This window comes from Pontibacter sp. SGAir0037 (assembly GCF_005491705.1).
Taxonomy (GTDB): domain Bacteria; phylum Bacteroidota; class Bacteroidia; order Cytophagales; family Hymenobacteraceae; genus Pontibacter.
The window spans coordinates 373483-395220 of record NZ_CP028092.1 but is presented as its reverse complement, the minus strand read 5'-3'; the positions used below and the strand labels follow the sequence as shown (position 1 = coordinate 395220).

11 protein-coding genes are annotated in these 21738 nt (G+C 42.7%); 1 reads left to right on the top strand and 10 read right to left on the bottom strand.

All coding sequences use genetic code 11. The annotated features are described in order from the left end of the window. Positions 1 to 86: 86 nt before the first annotated feature. Complete coding sequence (locus C1N53_RS01600) at positions 87 to 4061, top strand: two-component regulator propeller domain-containing protein (protein ID WP_137757660.1); 3975 nt, start codon at positions 87 to 89, stop codon at positions 4059 to 4061. Between the two features lie 256 nt (positions 4062 to 4317). On the opposite strand, the gene C1N53_RS01595 is transcribed toward C1N53_RS01600, so the two are convergent. The 10 genes from C1N53_RS01595 to C1N53_RS01550 form a co-directional block, all read right to left on the bottom strand. After that, positions 4318 to 6396 carry a hypothetical protein gene (locus C1N53_RS01595; RefSeq protein WP_137757659.1) on the bottom strand — a complete coding sequence of 693 codons (2079 nt, stop codon included), beginning with the start codon at positions 6394 to 6396 and terminating at the stop codon, positions 4318 to 4320. Positions 6397 to 6472: 76 nt separating this feature from the next. Beyond that, positions 6473 to 8053 (bottom strand): sugar MFS transporter, encoded by a 1581-nt coding sequence (locus tag C1N53_RS01590; RefSeq protein ID WP_137757658.1) that lies wholly within the window; start codon positions 8051 to 8053, stop codon positions 6473 to 6475. 95 nt (positions 8054 to 8148) lie between these two features. After that, positions 8149 to 9021, bottom strand: a complete 873-nt coding sequence (locus C1N53_RS01585; protein WP_137757657.1) for a sugar phosphate isomerase/epimerase — start codon at positions 9019 to 9021, stop codon at positions 8149 to 8151. 74 nt (positions 9022 to 9095) lie between these two features. After that, entirely contained in the window at positions 9096 to 10244 is a 1149-nt protein-coding gene (locus C1N53_RS01580) for a Gfo/Idh/MocA family protein (protein WP_137757656.1), read from the bottom strand. A gap of 45 nt (positions 10245 to 10289) precedes the next feature. Next, the gene (locus C1N53_RS01575; protein WP_240773348.1) at positions 10290 to 11063 is read right to left on the bottom strand and encodes a ThuA domain-containing protein; all 774 of its coding nucleotides are present in this window, start codon (positions 11061 to 11063) and stop codon (positions 10290 to 10292) included. Positions 11064 to 11085: 22 nt separating this feature from the next. After that, the gene (locus C1N53_RS01570) at positions 11086 to 11637 is read right to left on the bottom strand and encodes a plastocyanin/azurin family copper-binding protein (protein WP_137757655.1); all 552 of its coding nucleotides are present in this window, start codon (positions 11635 to 11637) and stop codon (positions 11086 to 11088) included. Positions 11638 to 11689: 52 nt separating this feature from the next. Continuing rightward, a complete protein-coding gene (locus C1N53_RS01565) occupies positions 11690 to 14863 on the bottom strand; it encodes a PVC-type heme-binding CxxCH protein (RefSeq protein ID WP_137757654.1) in 3174 nt (1057 codons plus the stop codon). 155 nt (positions 14864 to 15018) lie between these two features. Next, on the bottom strand, positions 15019 to 15732 hold the full coding sequence (locus C1N53_RS01560) for a DUF3823 domain-containing protein (RefSeq protein WP_137757653.1): 714 nt from the start codon (positions 15730 to 15732) through the stop codon (positions 15019 to 15021). An 18-nt stretch (positions 15733 to 15750) separates the two neighbouring features. Then, a complete protein-coding gene (locus tag C1N53_RS01555; protein ID WP_137757652.1) occupies positions 15751 to 17667 on the bottom strand; it encodes a RagB/SusD family nutrient uptake outer membrane protein in 1917 nt (638 codons plus the stop codon). Positions 17668 to 17685: 18 nt separating this feature from the next. Continuing rightward, positions 17686 to 20874: a TonB-dependent receptor gene (locus C1N53_RS01550; protein ID WP_240773347.1), complete on the bottom strand. Its 3189-nt coding sequence runs from the start codon at positions 20872 to 20874 to the stop codon at positions 17686 to 17688. Positions 20875 to 21738 lie beyond the last annotated feature (864 nt).

The following is a 21738-nucleotide window of genomic DNA, read 5'->3' as shown; positions in this document are numbered from 1 at the left end:
ATTGAATGCAGATTGACACGATAGGTAGAGACCTGAAATAATTTGTAGAGGTTTTCTTCTTAAATTTAGTCTTAAACCTATAAGCTATGATTAATAAACTTACGCTAATTGTTGCTTTTCTTCTTTTCTTCCCACTCCTGCTTATTGGGCAACCTTATTATTTTAAGCATTACCAGGCCGAACAGGGGCTTTCTAATAATTCTATTACTTCCTCATTACAAGACAAAGAAGGCTTTTTGTGGTTTGGCACCAAAGACGGGCTCAACCGCTTCGATGGCTATAACTTTAAAGCTTATTATTATAATCCGAAAGACCTCAACAGTATAGGAAGTAACCATATAAATCGCTTGTATGAAGACAGCAAAGGACACCTATGGGTAGGTACAGGCAAGGGTTTATACCGCTACAACTCTAAAACAGAAAGCTTCACTTTATTAAAACCGACAGCCAACAACGAGATTAATGATGTGTGCCAGGACAAAGAAGGTAAGTTTTGGTTTATTGCTGGTATGAACCTTTACAAGTATGATCCACGGTCTGAAGAGTTGCAATCTTATAGTTCCAAAGAGAATTTCTCAGCTACTTCTATCTGTATAACATCAGACGGATCTCTGTGGGTATCTTCTCAGGACGGCTTCATCCTGAAGTATGAGCAGAAACAGGATCATTTTATACGGTTCGACGTTTTTTCCCATTCCAAAACACCTCCCACCAAATGGATAAAAAGGATTACCGATACAGGTAAAAACACTATTCTGATTGGCACTACCTCTCAAGGAGTAAAGCTCTTCGATGTTAAGACTTCTACTTACAAAGACGTCTTAACATACGACCAGAATAAAACAGAGATTTATGTCCGGGATTTTATGAAGAACTCTGAAAACGAGTATTGGATAGCGACTGAATCGGGTTTGTTTATCTATAACCTGGAAAGCGGTACTGCTACTAACCTGCAAAAGAACTATAATAATCCTTACTCCCTCTCCGACAATGCCCTTTATACCTTGTGCAAAGACAGAGAAGGCGGCATTTGGATCGGCACTTATTTTGGCGGGCTTAACTATCACCCCAACCTGCCCATCAAATTTGAAAAGAAGTTCCCGATAAATGGCGAAAACTCCATAAGCGGAAATGCTGTGCGTGAAATCTGCCAGGATAAGTATGGCAACTTCTGGATTGGAACCGAGGACTCAGGCTTAAACAAATACAACCCAGCAACAGGCCGGTTCGAACAAATTAATTCAAATAAAATTTCTCACTATAACATCCATGGTTTAGCTGTGCTGGACGACGAACTCTGGATTGGAACGTTTGAACATGGTTTAGATGTAATGGATGTTAGAACCGGGGAGATATTAAACCACTATGAGGTTGGGGCTAATGCCGATAATTTAAAAAGCAACTTTATAGTAACTATTGCCAAAACCAGAAACAACGATTTCCTTTTAACCACTACTGTCGGTTTATACCTGTTTCAACAGAAAACCAAAACTTTTAACCTTATTCCGGGCTTACCTATACACCCATTCTACTTATCTGGTATTGAAGACTCGAAAGGAATAATCTGGGGAGGCACTTATAACGAAGGGCTGCATTATTACGATCCTACTACAGGTAAGAATGTTTCTTTTAAACACGAGCCTGGCAACAAAAACAGCCTCAGCGGGAACAATGCACACGATATATTCGAAGACAGCCGCAAAAATCTCTGGGTAACAACTGAAAGAGGCCTCTCCAGGTATAATCCGAGTCAAAAAAACTTTACCAACTATACGACTGAAAATGGCTTACCGAGCAATATTACCTATAGTATACTCGAAGACCAAGAGCAGAACCTGTGGATAAGCACTTCAAAAGGACTGGTTTTCCTGAACCCGATTACAGAAGAATTTAAGACCTATACAACTGCTCATGGCTTGTTAAGCGATCAGTTTAACTATAGCTCTGCTTATAAGGATGCACAAGGCAGGATGTACTTTGGTAGTGTAAAAGGAATGATCAGCTTTAACCCTGCTGAGTTCATAAAAACAAATTACATACCGCCTGTTTTTATAACCGGCTTCCAGATAAACAACAAAGAACTTGCTATCCGGCAAAACAACTCTCCTCTGCAGGAATCTATTACCTACACCAAAGAAATAACACTAGATCATAATCAATCTTCTTTCAGCATTGATTTTGCGGCTTTAAGCTATACTGTTCCTGAAATGACAGAATACGCCTATAAACTGGAAGGGCTGGATAAAGACTGGAACTACCTGACGTCGAACCGTAAAGTATATTTTACACAGCTTCCGCCCGGCAGCTACACGTTTATGGTAAAGGCGGCCAACAGCAGTGGCATCTGGAATGAAAAAGCAACACAGCTGACCATTAAGATTCTGCCCCCTTTCTGGGCCAGCAGCTGGGCATACTTTATTTATTTTACTATTGGTGGCATTATCCTCTACTTGCTTATACGCAACTATCATAAGCAAACGGAAAATAAAAACAGAAGAAAGATTGAGGTACTGGAGAATGAAAAAGAGAAAGAAATTTACCAGGCTAAAATTGAATTCTTTACTTATGTGACACACGAAATCAGAACGCCGCTTACACTTATAAAAGGTCCTTTGGAGAGCTTGATGAGAAAAGCAGTCAACATGCCTGATATAGCAAGCTGCCTGGTTATCATGGAAAAGAACACTAACCGTTTGCTAAACCTCACCAACCAGTTACTGGATTTCAGAAAAACAGAAACCAACGGCTTCAGCCTAAGCTTTGTAAAAACCGATATATCTGCCTTACTGCTAGAGTTGGTGGATAACTTCCGGCCTATAGCTGAGCAAAAAAACCTGAGCTATAAGTTAAACCTCCCTGATGCTCCGCTCTATGCTTTTGTAGACCGGGAGGCCATACTTAAAATTATCAGCAACTTACTAAGCAATGCTACCAAATATGCTGAAGCACGTGTCCAAGTTATACTTCACAAACCATCCAACCAGTCCTTTACAATCGAGATATGGAATGACGGTTTCCTGATACCGTCAGAAAGTAAAGAAAGAATATTTGAGCCGTTTTACCGGATAGACGAAAATAAAAATGCAAGAGGAACCGGTATCGGCTTGCCGCTTGCCCGCTCACTTGCAGAATTGCACAATGGCAGCCTTGAGCTAAGGCCATCGCAAAACGACCTAAATATTTTCACACTTACATTACCCATACACCAGGAAAACGAGTTCGACCTGTACGAGGAGAGCGCACCAGGCAGCACCCATACAGAGCTTATACCCGAACACATAGACTCCGGCAAGTTTGTAGTGCTGCTGGTGGAAGACCAGGTAGATATCCTTGAGTTCATAAAACATGAGTTATCAGACAGTTATACTGTTCTGGCTGTTACAAATGGGAAGAAAGCACTGGAAGTACTAAAAGCGCAAACGGTGCACCTGGTTATCAGCGATGTGATGATGCCTGTTATGGATGGGTATGAACTTTGTCGCCAGATTAAAGCTGACCTCGACTACAGCCATATACCTGTTATTTTGCTTACAGCCAAAAATACATTAAAGTCCAAAATTGAAGGTCTGGAGTCCGGGGCAGATGCTTACATAGAGAAGCCATTCTCTACTGAACATTTACATGTGCAGATAGAAACACTACTATCTAACCGTAATAAAATTAAAGAATACTTCTCTTCTTCCCCTTTGGTGCATCTGAAAAGCATAGCTTACTCTAAAGCAGACGAAAACTTTTTGGAAAAGCTAAACAGTATTATCAGCAGGAACATCGCTGATACAGACCTGAACGTAGATCAGCTGGCGGATATTATGAACATGAGCCGCCCAACGTTATACCGAAAAATAAAGGCGCTTTCTAACCTGTCTCCTAACGAACTGATTAACATAGCCAGGTTGAAAAAGGCAGCAGAATTATTAGCGGAAGGCAAATATAAAATAAATGAAGTGGCCAGCATTGTAGGTTATAGTTCTCATACCAGCTTCGGAAGAAGCTTTGTGAAGCAGTTCGGTATGACACCTTCTGAATATGCCAATTCAAAAATTTTAGATCCAAAGGAATAATCAGTCATTCATAGGAGGTGCAACAGGTAAGCATAAACCGTAGTGGATGCTATACTTCAGGCAGAACACCGGGAAGAGGAAAGCTATGGATGTCTTCTTCCCGGTGTTCTGTTATCTGCGAATGACAGGAAATTGCATAATTCTCAATGTAGTACATCCATAAGGAATCAACATAATTTCCTCTTCCTCTGCGCCGCTGGTTTCCAGATCTGATTCTGGTTTGTCGATCTGTCTGTACTTAATAAGCATAGCGAAGCTACTCCATCCATACAAATTGTGTAAAAGCTCCGTTAGCAGCTACGTCCCATACTTCAACCCTTACCCATTTTTTACCTTTAAGATTTGGAGTGAACTTAAACAATTGCTTTCCGAACGGTTTGGTCTGATCTAAATTAATTCGCTCCCGGTGTACCTGTTGGCCGTCTCCGGAGATAATCTCAGCAAAGTTTAACGGAAATGTCCAGTCCACTTCAAGTTCCATTGCTGCTTTACCGTTGGCAGCCAGTTGTATTGTTTCACCGGAACTTTTCCCGTTTACCCTGAAAACAGGGAGCAGGACTTCTCCTGTTGTTACAAAGAATTTCCCCTGCTCCATTGCATCGAGCACAGGCTGCCAGCCATCTTTAAATTTGGGGAGTTTATCGAGCTGCAGGTAATTGATGTTCATGTGCCCATAAAGCTCATAATCTGGCTCCAGTTTAAATAAGTCGGCTTCTCCTATCGCATATTTTTTATGCCCCCAGTTTGCCATGTCATCCATCAGGTCCAGCACTCTTTTGCCCAACCTCGGTTGCGACAGATCAGCTGGTATAGACTTCCAGGCTGCACCGAAAAAACGGTCAGATTTATAAAAACTTTCTTCCCGGTATTTGTCCGGAAAACCTGTGGAGCCCTTGGTGCGGGCATGGGCAGTCCAGGCAAGGCCTTTCTCCAGTTCCAGCAGTTTTAGCAACTCTTCTTTGTTACCTACGCGATATACTTTGCCGTATGTTGGATCGTCCTCCACAAAAGGCTGGTCTTTCTCTCTGGACATGATCCAGTAAACAGGCTTTGGAAATATATTCATCCAGTGCCCGCCAAAGTGGCTGTTGGGTTCCTCCCCCGGCAGCATCAGAAAGTCACCATCCGAAAGCCTGGCACATTCTTCAAACATCAGCTTGAATTCCGGCAGTCTGCGTGGTCCGTTATCCCAGGGGTTTCCTGCCAAATGAAACTCCCCCAGGTGCATGATATTCACACCCAGGTTTCGCAGCGCTTTTACATGTCCCGGAATTTCTGGTATAGGTTTATGTGTCAGCACATCGTCTATATGCTCGGTATGAAAGTGGCTCGCCATTGTATTATACCCGGCAAGCGGCTTGTAAGAATCGCTGTGAGTATAGCGCTTTACGTCTTCCAATACTTTTCCATCTTTCTGTGTACTGAGCAGGCAAAAGAAATTTAGCCGCTGTTGTGTGCCCGGAGGTGCATTAAACCAGGGTACATGACGCCTGTCACCCATCAGGTCGTGCCGAATACCAATGCCATAGCCCGAAAACATGTTCCGATAGTTACTGCCATGCCAGACATACTTGAGGTTATAGGCATTATCCAAAGGATAGAAATACTGGTGGGGGGGAGGAAAAACAGCTACGCTCCCTCCTGTGCTTTCACCAATAATAGTACGGTATTTTACGGCCAGGTTCTGACTACCAGCAGACTGGTCGGCTGAAGTGCTCTGTAAATAATTGTCGGTATCAGCCCAGAATAGCTCCTTCCAAGCTGGCTGCTTGCTTACCAGGCCGGCATCGTAAATAATGGCAACAGAGTCTTTTTGAGTAGCAACTACAGCTGCTATGTTCAGCAAAGGGCTGCCATTATACATTGTAATTTCCAGCGTACCCGAAAACTCACCCGCTGTAATATCAGACAAGGCCACCATTGTTCTCGATCCTGCACTTACAACCTTCGCACTTCTTTTGGTTACATTTACTGGATAGGCTTTGTAAGGCAGGTAAGCTGTCCTGTCAAAAAAGATATTCCAGCCACTTTCTTTAGACAAATCTCTCTTGCCTACAGTCAGAATAAAAGCTGGATCTAAGTCTTTGGCCACCTCCTTTACAGTTCCTCCCTGGCTTAACTGTATCTGCTGGAAAAGCGGCTTACCGGCTTCCAGATTGAAGGCGACTGTTCCTTTTTCCTGGTCACTTACTGGCCAGGAAATATGCAATACATTTCCTTGTACGGTTGCTGTAACACCACTCTTCCTGTTATACCCCTGCAGGTCGACTGGTACCTGTGCATGCATCATTGTATGCACCATTAGAAATGCAATAATTAATAAGCATTTACTCATTCCAAATTATTTATATGCTTCGCTGATTTGTTTTACTTACCGGAATTAAATTACTGTAAGTTTTCCTGAGAAGGCATCATTCGTTTAACCTTTCTTCCTCAAGTATAACTACCGGTTTATACCCGCCTTTAGACCTGTAATAGAACATCAGCCCCAGGTATACCACAAACATAAGTGCCGGTAACAAGGCAACGGTACGAAGCGCATCTTTTTTGGCTTCATCTTGTGCAGCAGCTATAGTCTGCAGCGTTTCCGGGGAAGCATTTTCAAGTTTATCAGCATCAAGTGCTTTATACTCGCCAAAGAGGCCTGTTTTTTCTTCCGTTATGTAGTTCATGTGTAGCTCTGTCTGATGCTGCCGGTCATAAACAGCCAGGTTCTGATCCAGCTCTTTATCCTGAATAGCCCCCAGAAATACAGCCCCTATAACTCCTACTCCTACCTGTCCGACTGCGCCCGTAAAATTTAAGGCCAATGCGCCCCCTTTTGGAAACTGCTCTGACACCACCCCCAGCATAGTACCCCAGAAAAATGTTTTGCCCAGCGCATAAATGGTTGCCGCCACAATAATAACGATGCCCGCTGAATAAGACAGTAACTGCAGCCCGGCAGCAGCAACAAAGGCACTGACTGCCAGCAAGCCCAGCGGTGAAAATTTATGCACAATCGGCCCGGAGTAAAACCGCAGTACAGCCATGATAACTGATGTATAAACAAGTACCCATCCTCCCTGAAAGCCTACTTTTGCCATTTCAGGTGTCATCAGATCGGTTATCCAGCTGTCAGTTCCTAGTTCGGTGGTAGCCAGCGGAATCATGAGCAACAACAGCATAATAAAGAGTGGCCTGCCCAGCGACCGGACAAAGAACCCAAAAACACCTACTATAGCTGCTGTTATAAGTCCGCTTACAGTATGCGACCAGCCAAACAGACTGCCTAACTGAAAAGCACATAAAGCTACAATTATTAAGATGCCCAGCACCCCCACTTCCTTCAGCATTTCCAGATAACTAATACCAGCTTTTACACGCTCATTTACCGGAAAATTTCGGTTCATGATTAACCAGCCGTAAACGATCACGGGAAGCAAAATAAAGCCGATTATAATTTCCCATCTCAATTCGAGGTGAATCATACCGATGCCTAATAAACCTGCCAGTACCATACCGGTAGGCCAACCTGCATGCAGTATGTTAAGCCATTTGGTTTTGTCCTTGGCAAACATCGTAGCCACTACGGGGTTTACCACAGCCTCGGCTGCTCCATTACCCAGCGCAAAAAGAAGCGTGCCAACATAGAGCATCCAATAGCCGTTAGCCATTATGGTAAGCACAACCGATGCAATGTGGCATACAAAGGCAAAAATCATTGATTTTTTATAGCCCACTTTATCTATGATAAAGCTGAAAAGCACTATACTGATACCAAAAGGCCAGAAACTTACCCCGAAAATCTCTCCCTGCTGCGTTTTGCTAAGCCCAAACTGCACGCCCCACTGTGCCATCAGGAAAGACCTGAAAACAAACCCGAAAGCCGATGCTACCAAAACGATAAAGCATCCCCAGAAGAGTTTCTGCCTTGATTTTCTATCGGTATGAAGTGTATCCCCTTGATGCACCTCTACTAACTCACCTGAGCCGACTGTAGTTGTATTCATATTATTTGGAATGCTTTGTTGTTTTTCAGTTATAAAAGCCATGCAATGGCACGGTTAGGTTTCAGGAAAAGGAAACTACCTGGCGGATAGACAGCCTAGCCTGCAATTGCCTCTGCTGAACGGGTGAACTGCTTTTTGAAAAAAGCTAAGCCTTCACTCGCCAGTTCGTCGGCACTGTTGGCTAAGGGGCGCCAGATAGAGGCTGCTCTGGCTAGTTCTTTTGAAGGGGCTCCGAAAGTTTCTATCACAAGGGCACCTTCATATCCAATGTCTGCCAACGCATCGCTGATACCTTGCCAGTCTAAATGTCCTGTGCCCGGAGTACCTCTGTCGCTTTCGTTGCCTTGTATGTGGCACAACAAGTCTTTGCCTACCTTTCGGATGGTAGCCGGTATGTTTTTTTCTTCGATGTTACAATGGAAGGTATCCAGTAGAATTTTTACAAAAGGGCTGTCTACTTCTCGGATCAGTTCAATGGCCTGGTCTGCGGTGTTAATCATATCTGTTTCGAACCGGTTGAGCGGCTCCACCCCTATTACTACTCCCGCTTCCCGGGCAATCAGGCCTGCTTTTACCAGGTTCTCAACGCACCAGTTTCTCTCCTGCTGCTTCTGCTCTGCAGATACAATTCTGGTTTTACCCACAGCGGAGTAAACAGGCCCGCCAAATACAGGGCTTCCCATGTCTGCCGCAATAGCAATACAGTCTTTTATATACTGCAGCCCTTGTGCCCGCACAGTTGCATCTGTACTGGAAATGTCGCGGTCGGGGCCAAATGCGCCACTTATCGTTACTTTTAAGCCTGTATCCTTTACTATCTTCTTCAGTTTTGCCCAATCTATCAGGTCTTTGTCTTCAACGGCTACTTCTATAATATCATAGCCCATGTCTTTTACTTTGTAAACCAGGTCAAAGGTCTCTGTCCGGAATGGGGACGCCCAGATAAAAGTACTTGCTCCAAATTGCATCGTATATCTTTTGTTTTAAGTCTGAAATAAAAAGAGGATAAGCGCATCCGCCTATCCTCTTTACTTGTAAAGCTTTAAGAGACCACTTCTTCAGAAGGAACAGCCTTAAGTTCAAAATCCGGTATCATAACTCTTTTTCCGTTGTTCATAGCCGACTCGTGTGCACAAATACCGGCACAGGTATAATTAGCCGCTACATCGGCATCTACAGCCGAATCTCTGCCTTCTATAATGGCAGCTACAAATTCCTGAACCAGGTGCGGGTGCGAACCGCCATGTCCGGCTCCCTGCAGAAACGAAACGTGGTTCGGATCGTCGATCTTCTCTCTTTTGGTGAAATGAGCGATTTCTTCTATTAAAAGCGCATCTGTATCGGGCACATCGATTCTTCTGGCACTCTCACCACCTTCGAAAATGGCATGATGTTCGTCCTGCAACTGCTCCCACTCAAAAGACATTTTATCGCCATACACATCATAGCTTTCACGGTATTGGCGCACCACGTCGAATAAAGAGCGGGTAGCCTCTGCCACCACATCAGAATTTTTCAGGGTAAATGTTGCCGTTTCTACTGCAAAAGGTGAGCCGTATCGCTTCGCCAGATCTTCGCTCAATCTGCCGGAGCCATGGCATACCACCGACTCAGCTTTGGTATTGTTAATTCTCAAGAGAGGAGAAATAGCATGAGTGCCGTTTAGCATCGGTGGGAATCCTTTCCAATATTCAGCCCAGCCTTCCATGCTCATATCCTGAATATGCGAACCTCTAACAAACTGTATACGCCCAAGCTTGCCGCTCTCGGCTAATTCCAAACCATACAGGAATTCTCTCGTGTACAAGGCTGTTTCCATCATCATATACACTTTGTTGGCTTTGCGCTTCGCTTCTACTATAGCCTTGCAGTCTTCCACTGTCATAGCCATTGGAATAGTGCAGGCTGTGTGCTTATTGGCGTTCAGCGATGCAAGCGTCATTCTGGCATGTTCCGGAACCGGCGTAACAATGTGAATGGCATCCACATCTTCTCTCTTAGGCACATCCTCAAAATGCTCGAAACAGAGGTTGCGGTCGAGGTTAAACTTAGTGGCAAGTTCTTCCAAGGTTGCTTTGTTCCTGGTGCAGATACCTACTGCCTTAATATTTGGATGGCTTTGATAAATAGGGATAAACTCCTTGCCAAATCCCATACCTACAATAACTACCGTAATTTTTTTCTCGCTCATACTTTTGTGTAATTAGTGTGATGTAAAAAATTCCTATAAAGCTGATTACTTTTTTGCAGCCCATTTAACTGCATTCCGCAACAGGGTTTGGTAAGCAGGCAACTGATGCGAGGCTTCATCGTGCCCCAGGGCTATACCTACTACTCTGGACTGGCCATGATTTACTACAAACACAGAAGGATATACTTTATCAGATCCGTCGGCACTTGCAGTAGCCAATACCTCTACGCCCGGTCCTGAATTGTCCTGCTGGTAATAGTAAAGCTCATCCTGTAATGAAAATTTTGGTGTTACACCCTTTGTTACGGGATGCTTTGTGTTGGTAACATTTACATGAAAACTACCATAAGGATCGTGCCCTCTGGAGCCTCCGCTTACTAACTGCTGGTTGTATTCCGGCCAGTCCCTCCAGTTGTACCACAAGGCGGCATGTCCCATTACCAGGCCTTTGCCAGCTCCAACAAAATCCATGATAGCTTTGCGTACCAGCGGGTCTTTTATAGGCTGGTTATTTGTCAGGTAAAGCACATCCACATCAGGCAGGTAGTAAGCAATAGAATCTGTGTTATCGGTATACCTGACAGAGGCCAGGCCGTCTTTTCTTAAAGTTTCGGCATCGGCCTGCTTATACCATTTATCAAAGTCGTGCGAAGAACCGCCACCAACAATTAAGGTTCTGATCGCCTTTGTACGCTTACCAGCAGCCTTTGTGCTTTGCGCATGGCTGGTGAACATTAAACTACTAATAAGCAGGATCACCGGCAGAAGCAGTATTTTCTTACCCGATAAGTTAAATACAGGTTCAGGATTAGATTTCATACAATGCGTTTAAGGTTGATACTTATTTAACAACTTTCATAATTCCCTTCATCATTCTCCAATGGCCCGGAAACGTACAAACAAAGGGATAGTCGCCGGGTTGTGCCGGAGCGGTGAAGGTAAGCGTTACGACCTCTTCCGGGTTCAGGAGTTTGGTAGCAAATAGCACCTCTGGCATTTTAGGCACATAGTGTTGCTGGGCTCCTTTGGGGTCACGGGCCATGGCATCTGCAGCTGCCCCTACTTTATCGAGTGTACCAGGCTTTACAATAACCAGGTTATGCTGCATACCATCAGGGTTCTCTAACTCCAGGGTTACCTTTTGCCCTGCCTTTACTGTAATCAGCTCTTTATCGAACTGCATTCTGTCAGGCACAATACCAATAATGATAGTTTTTGATTGTGATTGCCCTTGCTGCTCCATGGCTCCGGCAACCGGTTCAGGTATATGTATAACTTCTCTGGCCGGTTTAACCTCATGTGCTGGCCACACAATCTCATACACTTTGGCTATGGCACTGCTGCATGCGATACTAGCTACAAGGCAACCGGATACTATAATTCTTTTCTTCATGTTTAAGCTTAAATTCTAATAATGCTAGGGTGTATTGTGTTATGCAGGAGCTTTATAAACTCGCTTTGCTTATTTTGTTTGCTTTCTTCAATTCTAAAGAGATAGCCTGCAATCCTCCTTCAAACGGAAAGGCTCCTTCGTAATCTCCAATTCTGCTGTTACTGAAATCTTCTCCCGATCGGAGGTTTCCGAGAATCTGCTTTGAGAATAAGGCTGGTGCTTTTGCTGTAGCAACCTGTTTTCCATCTACTGCAATTGTCATCTGCCCGTTTTTCTCCAGCCGCGCAATTACATCGAACTTTTCTGGCAATGGTTTAGAAGTAACGGCTTTGTAGGCTTTGCCATTCTGGTTTACAACCAGATTCAATTTGCCATCCTGTATAAACAGGCCATAACCATCTGTTTTACTTCCCTGGGCCAGAATCACGCCCGCTAAATCGCTGGAAGCACGCTTCGAAACAGAGGCTTTCATAGTAATTTCCTTCTCCGACACATCTGTAGGAAACTGTAAACTACCGCGTCTTCCCAAAGTATAAACTTCGTTGCCAACTGCCTGTACCATCCGGTGTGTTAAGCTGTTTGCTGCGGTAGCATTTTTATTTGCCTCTGCCAGAAAGCCATCTTCATGGGCAATGGCAGCAGCAAACAGTGCTTTTGCAATCCAGTCATCCTGAGCATTCTCCGGTACCAGGCTGGCTTCGTAAATAAGTTTACCTAATGCCACATCAGCAGGGAAGGCAACCATCGCCAGAAACGCCGCTTTGCGGGTGTTCAGGTTTTTATCTTTTGTAATTCCGCTTTTTTGGATGGCAGTTACTCCTTGTTCAGTTTTAGGCAATACCTGAACAGCCGCTTTTCTAACTCCGGCAGCCGGATGCGACAGGGCCTGAACTGCTACATTTATAGCTTCAGTGTTAGCTCCGTTTAGAGCACCCAGCCCATGTAGTGCCCAGAGGGCATGCACAGCAGGACTATTCAGGCCGATTTCATCTACTTTCTGATTGCCTATGATTTTATAGAGTCCGGGTAAAGCCTCCATGTTCTTCGACTCTACCAACAAGCGCTGTGCTGTCATGCGCCAGAACATGTTGTCGTTTTCTAAAGCAGCCAGTAGCCCTTTTGTATCGTTAACAGATAGTTTCAAAGGTTTATAAGGCTTCGCTTTTTTGTAGACAACCCTGTAAATTCTGCCATGGTTGGTATCCCGGATAGGGCTAACCATCGCATTTCCCTGTCCCCGCTCCTGTGGTTGCACTGTATTAGGCAACACCAGCTTTACAGGCGACTGGCGTTCTACAAAGTCGTTGTGCTGAATAATAAAATTGTACCAGTCTGCCACCCACACCGCACCGTCTGGCCCAACTTCGGCATGCACCGGACCAAACCATTCGTCTGAACTTGCCATAAAATTCCAGCCGTCTTTTTCGGCAAAGCCAGCGCCATCCGGCTCAATTATAGCGTTATGTGTAAGCCTTACGGTTGGCTCTGTTACAAAAGCAATGCGGTTCCAGTATTCTTTCGGATAATTTCTGGCCGTATAGAGGTGATGTCCTGCTGCTGCTGTAAAGCCTCCAATTACATCTACCTGGCGCAGGTTGGGAGTCATGGCATGTACCTCGTAGTGGCCATCAATTTTCTGAACAGGCTCTACAGAGTTCTGAGCAGCGGGCTGACCACCTTCGGCCTGAGCCGTTAGTTCAGGCAATTTTCGCATGGTGTATTTGCCTGGCATAGAATAATAGGCGCTGTGCGTATTATTGGCAGTAGAGATAAACACGTTGTTATCTTCCGAAAAGCCCAGCCCCCAGGTATTGTTACTGGTGTTAGCTAAGAACTCAAAATCCTGCCCATCAGGTTTAAAATTGTAAACTGCGTTTCCAAACCGTAATGGATTGCCGTTAACTGTGCCGTTAAAACCTGAGTATCCGACTACACCCCAAATTTTGTTATCGAAGCCATACTGTAAGTTAGAGGGACCTGCATGGGTATCATTTTTCCCCCATCCTGTAAGTACCTTTTCAAACACATCAGCTTTATCGTCACCGTCTGTATCTTTCATAAATACAAAATCGGGGGCCATAGAAACTATAATTCCGCCGTTAGCAAACACTATACTCGTTGGTATGTTCAGATCATCGGCAAACACTGTAAACTTATCTGCTCTTCCGTCTCCGTTTGTATCTTCGCAAATTTTAATTCTATCGTTCGCCTCACCGTCTGTTTCTTTAAATGTATTCGGATAATCTACCGATTCTACTACCCACAGGCGGCCCCGCTCATCCCACGCCATGGCTATAGGATTCATAATATCCGGTTCAGCAGCAAATAACTGGAGTTCAAAATCGGCTGGCACCTGTATTAGTTTGTGAGCCTCTGCCGCCGGTACTGCTTCCTGTAACCGGGGAACTTCGTATCGTTTTGTATAGTCTGAAATATTAAGTGTGCTGTAGATATCAAAATCAGGAATGTTATATTTTGCCACCAAACCTTGCACCCGATCCCCTACAGCCCAGAAGATGCCGTTTTCAACCAACTTCAGGAAATCCCGGTTGGTCCAGGTGCTGTCGTTATGACCGTAGGCTGTGTAAAAAATACGCCCTTTGCCCTGCTTGCGCACCCAGGTATAAGGCTCACGTGTATTTCCCTCCACACGCTCCATCAGCACCGTCATGTCCTGGTTGATGTTCTGGTGCACGTATGTTTCATCCCATGTTATGAACTCGGATAAACCTTGCATGACAGGATGTGATGCATTGGTTATATTGGCTGTAAAGGTGCCTTCGCCATGTGATTTAAACTGCCCGCCTATGGTTTTAAGGTACCATTCAGAATTCTTAAAGCAGCCGGCAGCAGAATGCAAGGGAATAAGGCCCTTGCCTCCTTCTACAAACTTTTGCAGTGCTTTCTCCTGTGCAGGTGAAATGTTATCATGGTTAGCGTAAATCACTAAACCATCGTATTTACTCAGGTTGTCTTCGTTAATGTCTTCTAAGCTTTGGGTATAGGTTAAATTTATACCGCTGTTAAAAAGCGCTGTAGCAAGCCAGGGAGCATATTTACCGGAATCATGGTGCTTGCTATCATGCCCTAAAAAAAGAATTTCAGCTCTTCTGGGAGTATTATCCTTTTTGTCGGCTAAAGAATCGCTTTCATTAACACGCGCTCGATCGGTGCATGCATAAAATAATAAACCTATAAAAAGGCATAATAACGTTATCTTCTTCATTACAAGTGCTGCTAGTAATTTAACTGGAAAGATTCGCCTACTTGAAAAGGGCTACAACTGGTGCTCTGAAACTAATTGGGGAGGATAAATAGGGAAGCTTTTACCAAGGATAAAAGCCTCCCGTTGAACTTAATAATTAATTAAAAACAAGATTTTTATAGTTCTAACTGTTGAACTGGAGAGTAGATCAGAGGTTCAATTCCAACTAGTTTTACGCCAATGCGGGCATAAACAAAACTTTGAGGCCTTATTATCTTATCTTCCGGCACATCAACATTTAAACTAATACTACCCATATTAGCGATATCTCCACCTGCAATTGTACTACTAGCCAGATTATAGTTTGGTCTAGCATCCACAAATTGAGTTCGGTTAAGATATAATGAAACCCTCTCTATGTTTTTAGCATCTACACCCGTAATAATCTGCTCTAAACCTAAAGTAGCATTTATCTTATCCCCGTTTTTTGCAATCTGCGGATTATTAATGATATAGTATGGTTCTACTTCAATGTCCAAATTTGTATTCCCATTAACATTCACTAAAATAGTATCGGAAGCTGTTGCTGTATTATACTTCATCCGGAAAGGAGCTTGATTAGGGCGGAACACGAGCTTGTAATTCGCATTGAACAAGTTGGCAGAGTAAGTTCCTTCCTGTGCTAGAATTACATTAATTGGAGCTTTCAACTGCCAGCCTGGTTCCCAAAGTTCGAAGTTAACTTGGCCATTGGCTACATTTAATGGTTGATTATTGTACATAATCCGGCCTTGAAACATAGCATTGGGTTCATCATAATTATCATACTCACAGGAAGTAAAAGCAAATAAACCCAAGCAAAAAATTAAAATATTATAGACTGATTTCATGATATTACTTCTTAAGGTTTATTGATTAGGATTTCTTACTATAGATGGGTTTCTATTCCTGATATCATCGTTGATAAAGGAGTAATAATTACCAATTCGGAACCAGTCAGTACCTGTTACTCTGTCGGGCCTTACAATATCAAATACCCAATGTCCATTGTTGGCACCACCCGGATTGTAGATTTTATATGGCCACAAACCAAATACTTGTGTTCTGGTTTTATCAGCTTTTCCGATATTCTGTGTAAGAGAATTAACATCCATAATCTGTCCATTCAAGACTATATGAGCTAGTCTCCAGCGCTTCATATCCCACAATTCATGTCCTTCATATGCTAACTCCACTCTTCTCTCATGCACAATTCTGTCAAAAGTAATTTCACTTGATGCGAGATCAGTAGTAAATCCTGCTCTTCTGCGTACTTGATTGATATATTCTGCTGCTAAAGTTGAGTTACCTAACTCAAAGGCAGCTTCAGCAGCATTAAGCAGTACTTCTCCATAACGATATCGGATATACCATGTATCACTTTGAGTACCAATTTGTCCTGCTCCTACTGTAGGATCCATATACTTGCGTATATAAAATCCGGTTTGAGCTGTACCATCAAACCCATTCACAGGGCCGTCAAAACCGACTACTTGTGTTTCAGGAACATTATCTGGATCAGGAACAAGATCTGCCATGTCACCAGGTCTGCCTGATGTAACCATTGTGCCTGTACCAGGCCGATACAGTCCTCTCCATATATCCACAGTTGTACTCCCTCCTGGTCTGTATACAGAGCCTGGAAGCATGACTGTAGCATAGAGCCGTGCGTCTCTTCCAGCAAAGATATCTAACTGATTCTCGTACTCAATATATTTACCAGATGCATCACGATTTCGTAGGGGTGCAAACGTGTTACCTTCAATTAGCTCAAAAGACTGAACCAGATTAAGCGAAGCATTTAACCTTCCTCCAGTAGTGCCCTCTTCTGATAATGATCGAGGCTGATTTTCAAGAGTCCAATTATTAATTTTACCACTTTTTAGTTTATAATCATTCACAAAAATTGCTTCAGGATTATTATTCTTGTCCCTAAAAAGACTAGCAAAATTTGCTGACAAATCGGTTTGGTTGTTTAAATATAGTGCGTAAGCTCCTACATTGCCGTTGATAATCTCCTGTGCCGCCTGTAGTGCAGTGGTATAATAAGTATTAGCCATACTAGCAGGAATCCCCACTTCGCCTCCTGGTAGAGTTACTTGCGGAGTCCTGATAGCACCATATTTAGCAATGGAAGCGGCATATAAAGCGGCTCTGCTCTTTAAAGCCATTGCTAAACCTTTTGTAGCTCTATCTTTGACTTTTGCATCACCTGGGAGAACAGACTTAACCGCATCCATTTCTTGAATCACAAAATCGTAAATTTCATGCTCTTTAGCTCTTGGTCTTTGCAGATAAGTAGGATCTCCGCTAAAATCGTAATTCATGGACTCTAATATTAAAGGCACTCCCCCTACACGCTTAACGGCATTAAAATAAACCGCGGCACGCAGCCACCTTACTTCCGCTATAAATCTTTCTCTGGCTGGTGCTGTCAGTTGGCTTGCAGCTTCTAATTTTTCAAGTGTCAAATTCAAATCTCTTATAAAGCCATAGTCCCACCAGCCCCAATCACCATAGCCGAATTCTGAATTGCCATGACGTCCATAATCTCTCGAAGCAAAGGCTTCATTGAAATCTGCATGTTGATTTGCATCACCACCTATTGCCTGATAATCTGGGTAACGGGCATACAGATCTACCACAACTGCTAAGGCAAGGCTTTCTGTTGTAAAGACCTGTTCTTCAGAAAGAATATTCCTAGGTTCCCTATTAAGAAATTCATCGTCTTCGCATGCTGTGCAAGTAAGCAGCAGAGCCGCTATTAAATAAGTATACTTTTTCATGTAAATATCTTTTGAATCTTAAAAGGAAAGATTAGTACCTATGTTAATTATCCTATGCTGCGGATACTGCAAACCATTTGTATCTCTGATTTCAGGATCTAAGCCTACAGAACGGAGTGGGTCGATCGAGAAAAGATTATAACTATTAATAAACAACCTTGCTCTCTGTATTTTTACTTTATTTACAAATCTTTCTGGTATGCTATAGCCAACTTCCAGAGTTCTCAAACGCAGGTATGCCATGTTCTGTAGCCAAAAAGTTGAATTTTTATTATTGTTGCTATGCCCACTGTCGTTCCATCTTAAAGCTGGGTACTTACCAGGTATCCAAGGGCTATCCAAGTTAAAAGGATCTTCTCTATGCCATCTGTCATCATACAAATCCTGTAACAGGTTACCAGTGTTCTGGAATGCATTACGCATCTCCCATTCACGATTGTAGGCATACATTGTACCACCAGAGAAATCAGCAGTGATATCAAATCCTTTCCAGGATGCAGACAGGTTAAGACCAAAGTTTACCCAAGGAGTACCTCCGAGTTTATGACCAATTGGCCTTTCATCCATTCCATCAATTCTACCATCGCCATTAACATCTTTGTAAATGAAGTCGCCGGGAAGTAAAGTTCTGTTACCTTGTCCATCAATATCAATAGGATAATTATTGATTTGATCCTGTGACTCGAATTGACCAACTACTTCATAACCCCATGTTGTACCAGACCACCTGTTTTCAGATGAGAAGCGGTAATGGTCCCATGAGCTAGACCAGCGTGGTTTATAGGATTCAACATTTTTGTGGCGTGCATACGAAATATTTGTTCCAACAGAGAAATTTAATTCACCAATCTGATGATTGTATGCAATGGATGCCTCACCTCCTACAACAGCGTCTGATCTGACGTTTTCCTGAGGTAAGCTATATCCAATCTCTGCAGGAGTTAATATATCCCATTTGTCACCTAGCAAACCCTCACGTTTTCTTTTAAAATAGTCTATACTACCACTAATTCTACCATTCAAGAAGGCATAGTCAAGACCAACGTCTAGTATATTGCTTGTAAACCATGAAATATTTGTAATTGGCACTCCATTCCTCTGGATTCTGGCTCCTCTTATTAAGTTGCCATTAATAATCATATTTGAAGTACCATAATTATAACCGGTCTTCCAATCAAATGGTCCAATACCCACATCGTCATCTCCTAAAATACCATAAGAAGCTCTTAATTTTAAATCACTCAAAAAGTTACCACCTACCAGATTCCTAAAGAATTCTTCATTGGTTATTCTCCAGCCAATGGATGCAGAAGGGAAGAAGCCCCATCTCTTATCTGGTGCAAATTTCCAGGAAGCATCATAACGTGCAGATACGTCAAAGTAATATTTGTCAGCAAAGCTGTAGTTAACTTGCCCAACATACCCAATCCTGGCTTGCTCATCATCCCAGTCATTGTAGGTATCCATGTCAGCAAATTGTAGCAAAGGCAGCTCATTATTAGTAGGAACAGAATGTACCCAAGCACCAACATTTCTGTTCTGAATTCTCTCATATACAAAGTTGGCGCCTACAGTATGTTTATCAGCAAACGTATTATTATAGCTTAACTGAGCCTGCAAAACGTTATTAAAGACTTTTCGAGTCTCTCTTTCACGCCAAGGATTTTGTGCCCCAGCTGTACGTCTATATTCTTCAGGAGAATCTGCAGTTGCTGGATAATAAGTGTACACATCATAAGTGTACTCGTGCCCGTTCATTAAGCGATCGGCCAGGTAATAAGAGTACATACCTCTGGCTTTAAGTCCTTTGATAGGTAATTCATAATCCAAACTGAAATTTGACTGAAGCACGCGCCAATCTTCCCTCCAGTAACCTGCAGTCTCTTTGTTGGCATACGCCCAGTTAGCATCTACCTGACTGATATGGGCAATATAATCGGGGTTATCATTTGCATAAGGCCGCTCATAAGGAAGGTTTCTGAATAATGCAAAGCGTGGCAACCAGTAATCATCTGTTCCTGGTATACCTGGCTGATCTCTTGTTTCTATCCTACCATTAATCTGCACTCCCACTTTCAGTTTATCTGTAATATTTGCATCTAAGTTCGATTGCATATTAGTACGCTCGAATATAAACTCCCTTCCAAGCACAGAACTTTGATCTAACCTGGTAAGAGAGATATAATAGTTTACTCTTTCAGACCCTCCCTGTGTATTTACACTAATTTGAGTTTGTGGAGCATAGTCTTGTATAATGAAGTCATACCAGTCAAATGTTTGATAACCTCGTTCTGTTCCCTGTCTCCACTTTTCCAGTTCAGCGGGTGTAATATCTGTTTTAGGATCTTGAAAACGATTCATTTCTGCTTCTGCTTTTCCTCGCTGCCACTCGTAGGCATTCACAGTCTCTGGAAACCTAGTCCAGCTTTGCACACCATAATAGGCGTTTAAATTCAGCGTAGGCTTCTGCCCACGCTTGCCTCTTTTGGTAGTTACAATTACAACTCCATTAGCAGCTCTTGAGCCATAAATTGATGCAGCTGCATCTTTGAGCACAGTTATACTTTCAATATCTTGTGGAGAAATATTGTTAAACTGTCCCTGGTCCTGCTGTATGCCATCAATCACAAACAGAGGGTTCCCTCCCATGTTACGAACTTGAATTTCAGCACCTGAACCCGGACGCCCCTCTGCCATTCTGAAGGCGACACCAGGAAGTTTACCTGCCAGCGTCGCACTTACTGTAGAGGCAGCTACTTTTTCGATATCTTTAGCCTGTACAGATGAAACAGCACTTGTGATGGACTCTTTTGTTCTTGTACCATAACCTACTACAAGCACCTCCTGTAACGATTTAGCATCAGGTTGTAATTGAACATTTACAACACTCCTTCCAGCTATGTTTACCTCTTGTGTGGTGTAGCCTACGAAGCGAAACATAAGCACACCATTCTCCTGTCCCTCAGGTACGGATATAGTGTATTCACCATCAGCATTGGATGGCGCCCCTATCTCAGTACCTTTTAATACGACAGTTACTCCTGGTATCCCCGAGCCTGTTTCATCCGTAATTTTTCCTGTTACCTGCCTACGGCCTGCATCCTGTGCTACAACAGCGTGCATAGCAACAAAATAGAATACCAGCATTAAACATAGCCTAGCTTCTTTCAACCTTGTTGAAATGAAGTGTTCAGCATAATACTTCATAAAATTAGTACACATTTGAACCATACATTTACCATAAAAAATTTTAAATTATATTTATAAAAGGAGAATGAAATAAAGCGTTATTACAAACTCTGTACTTTGCCTTTCCGATAGCTGACTCTATCCAAGTAGATAGTTGTTCTGTTAATTCATAATTGCTGTTAGCTGTGATTTAGAACTATCAATCAAATGATTTACTGAGCAGCTATATCTTTATATAGAAATAGCTTCTACAAATGAAATATTTAATAGATAATTAAGTGAGTATATACTCATCAAATTATCTACATTTTGTATCAGACACCTGATACAGGTGATTAATTAATCACTTTAATACAAAATGTAGAATAATGATATAGTTTGAAGAAGATTTTATTAATTCACAACTCACTCACAATCTGAGCAATAGCCATAAAACATGAAGAAATTAGGATTGATAGATGAAAAAACCTTACTAAGAGTAAGCCTGATTGAAAGTGATGCAAGAATACATACACTTTGCTCGGAAACAGCTGAATTATTTAGCTAAGTAGCTACCTGAAATGAATTAGATTGTCAAGAAAAGACAAGGTTATAAGCAGGAAGTAAATAGAATGTATGTATCAGAAAGCTGTCTGAAGATTCTATCAAAATAAAGCTGCCGGTTTAGAAGAAAATTTCTTCATAAACCGGCAGCTTTCAATAAAAGAACGGAATGTTATTGCTTTCCTCTACAGCAGGAAGCTCATTTTACTAGTATCACTCTCTGATTCAACATGGAAATCTGAATCAGGTTGTCTCATTAGAAAACAGGTTTATTGTAACTCTCTTCTTCTGTTTCTAATACTAACTTCATAATTAAAGTGCAGCACCAGCCAGCACCGG

Bases quoted from the DNA above. Each gene is read 5' to 3' on its own strand.
- C1N53_RS01550 (WP_240773347.1), bottom strand. From the start codon at position 20,874: ATGAAGTATTATGCTGAACACTTCATTTCAACAAGGTTGAAAGAAGCT.
- C1N53_RS01590 (WP_137757658.1), bottom strand. From the start codon at position 8,053: ATGAATACAACTACAGTCGGCTCAGGTGAGTTAGTAGAGGTGCATCAA.
- C1N53_RS01565 (WP_137757654.1), bottom strand. From the start codon at position 14,863: ATGAAGAAGATAACGTTATTATGCCTTTTTATAGGTTTATTATTTTAT.
- C1N53_RS01600 (WP_137757660.1), top strand. From the start codon at position 87: ATGATTAATAAACTTACGCTAATTGTTGCTTTTCTTCTTTTCTTCCCA.
- C1N53_RS01580 (WP_137757656.1), bottom strand. From the start codon at position 10,244: ATGAGCGAGAAAAAAATTACGGTAGTTATTGTAGGTATGGGATTTGGC.
- C1N53_RS01555 (WP_137757652.1), bottom strand. From the start codon at position 17,667: ATGAAAAAGTATACTTATTTAATAGCGGCTCTGCTGCTTACTTGCACA.
- C1N53_RS01560 (WP_137757653.1), bottom strand. From the start codon at position 15,732: ATGAAATCAGTCTATAATATTTTAATTTTTTGCTTGGGTTTATTTGCT.
- C1N53_RS01585 (WP_137757657.1), bottom strand. From the start codon at position 9,021: ATGCAATTTGGAGCAAGTACTTTTATCTGGGCGTCCCCATTCCGGACA.
- C1N53_RS01575 (WP_240773348.1), bottom strand. From the start codon at position 11,063: ATGAAATCTAATCCTGAACCTGTATTTAACTTATCGGGTAAGAAAATA.
- C1N53_RS01570 (WP_137757655.1), bottom strand. From the start codon at position 11,637: ATGAAGAAAAGAATTATAGTATCCGGTTGCCTTGTAGCTAGTATCGCA.
- C1N53_RS01595 (WP_137757659.1), bottom strand. From the start codon at position 6,396: ATGAGTAAATGCTTATTAATTATTGCATTTCTAATGGTGCATACAATG.